General features: G+C 62.4%; 1 protein-coding gene. It reads right to left on the reverse strand.

Features of this window, described 5'->3' with window-relative positions; genetic code table 11:
• Window positions 1–2,412: immunoglobulin-like domain-containing protein (locus tag ACQKPS_RS26715; protein ID WP_427606280.1), on the reverse strand; the 2,412-nt coding region annotated here is incomplete at both ends.

The following is a 2,412-nucleotide window of genomic DNA, read 5'->3' on the forward strand; positions in this document are numbered from 1 at the left end:
GGTCAGGGTGGCGGTGTAAACGATCTGCCCACCCTCGGCGACGCTTGGCGTCGCCGTCAGCGAGACGGTCGTGGTGTCCTGGACATCGGTAACGGTGGTGCTGACAGGCGCCTGGTTGGCGACCAAGTTCTCGTAATTGCCGCCGCTGACGCTGGTGATGCTGTTGGTGACGGCCGCGTGGCCTTGGTACACGTCGTCGGTGACAGCACCCGTGGCAGTACCGGAACTCTGGCCGACCGGAATGGTGATGGTCTGGCCGTTAGCCAGGCTGACTACGACCGGGCTACCGGTGACCGGCGCATTCACCGTGGCGGTGTAGACGATAGTGCCGCCTTCGGCCACAGACGGCGTGGCAGTTAGCGTGACGGTAGAGGTGTCGATGGTGTCACTCACCGTTGTGACTGCCGCTGTACTGTTGATCGCCAGGTTTTCGAAGTTGCCACCCGAGGCATTGGTGATGTGTGCGCTGACCTGACCGGCATCGATATACGGATCATCAGCTGGCGCGGCAACGGCGACGTTGCCGGAGGTCTGATTGGCGCCGATGGTGATGGTCTGGCCATTGCTCAGGGTGAGCGTCACTGCAGACTGCGCAGCGTTGGTCAGGGTAGCGGTGTAAACGATCTGCCCACCTTCGGCCACGCTTGGCGTTGCCGTTAGCGAGACGGTGGTGGTGTCCTGGACATCGGTAACGCTGGTGCTGACTGGCGCCTGGTTGGCGACCAGATTTTCGTAGTTTCCGCCGCTGACGTTAGTGATGCTGTTGGTGACTGCCGTGTGGCCTTGGTAGACGTCATTGGTCACGGCACCCGTGGCGGTACCTGCGCTTTGGCCAACCGGAATGGTGATGGTCTGGCCGTTGGCCAGGCTGACTACGACCGGGCTGCCGGTCACCGGCGCGCCCACTGTCGCCGTGTAGATAATGGCCCCGCCTTCCGCCACGGTCGGCGTCGCCGTCAGCGAGACGGTGGTGGTGTCTTGGACATCGGTAACGGAGGTGCTGACCGGTGCCTGATTGGCGACCAGGTTCTCGTAATTGCCACCGCTGACGCTGGTGATGCTGTTGGTGACGGCAGCGTGGCCTTGATAGACGTCATTGGTCACGGCACTCGTGGCGGTGCCGGAACTTTGCCCCACCGGAATAGTGATGGTCTGGCCGTTGGCTAAGGCCACGACGACAGCCGAGCCTGTAACTGGGGCAGTGACGGTTGCGGTGTAGACGATGGTACCGCCTTCCGCCACAGATGGGGTCGCGGTTAGCGTAACGGTAGAGGTGTCGATGGTGTCACTGACGGTTGTGACTGCCGCCGTGCTGTTGATCGCCAGGTTTTCGAAGTTGCCGCCCGAAGCATTGGTGATGTGTGCGCTGACCTGACCGGCGTCGAGGTACGGATCATCGGCTGGCGCGGCAACGGTGATGCTCCCAGAGGTCTGATTGGCGCCGATGGTGATGGTTTGGCCGTTGCTCAGGCTTACAGTTACCGCCGACTGTGCAGCATTCGTCAGAGTGGCGGTGTAAACGATCTGCCCACCCTCGGCCACGCTTGGCGTTGCCGTCAGCGAGACGGTCGTGGTGTCCTGCTCATCGGTAACGGAGGTGATGACCAGTGCCTGATTGGCGACCAGATTCTCGTAATTGCCTCCGCTGACCGCAATGATTTGGTTACTGACGGCCGCGTGGCCTTGATAGACGTCGTTAGTAACGGCACCCGTGGCGGTACCGGAGCTCTGGCCGACCGGAATGGTGATGATCTGGCCGTTGGCCAGGCTGACTACGACCGGGCTTCCGGTGACCGACGCATTCACCGTTGCGGTGTAGACGATGGTGCCGCCCTCGGCCACGGACGGCGTAGCCGTCAGAGTCACGGTCGAGGTATCCAGGGTGTCGGTGACATTGGTCACCGCTGGCGTGCTGTTGATCGCCAGGCTTTCGAAGTTGCCACCCGAGGCATTAGTGATGTGTACGCTGACTTGACCGGCATCGAGGTACGGATCATCGGCTGGCGCGGCAACGGCGACGCTGCCGGAGGTCTGATTGGCGCCGATGGTGATGGTTTGGCCGTTGCTTAGCGTGACGGTTACCGCCGACTGCGCAGCATTGGTCAGCGTCGCGGTGTACACGATCTGGCCACCTTCGGCCACGCTTGGCGTCGCTGTCAGCGATACAGTCGTGGTGTCTTGCACGTCGGTAACAGTGGTACTGACAGGCGCCTGGCTTGCGACCAGGTTCTCGTAATTGCCACCGCTGACGCTGGTGATGCTGTTGGTGACGGCCGCGTGGCCTTGGTACACGTCGTCGGTGACAGCACCCGTGGCAGTACCGGAACTCTGGCCAACCGGAATGGTGATGGTCTGGCCGTTGGCCAGGCTGACTACGACCGGGCTGCCGGTGACCGGCGCGCCCACTGTTGC

Source organism: Pseudomonas sp. NPDC086566, assembly GCF_050280885.1.
GTDB lineage: Bacteria > Pseudomonadota > Gammaproteobacteria > Pseudomonadales > Pseudomonadaceae > Aquipseudomonas > Aquipseudomonas vlassakiae.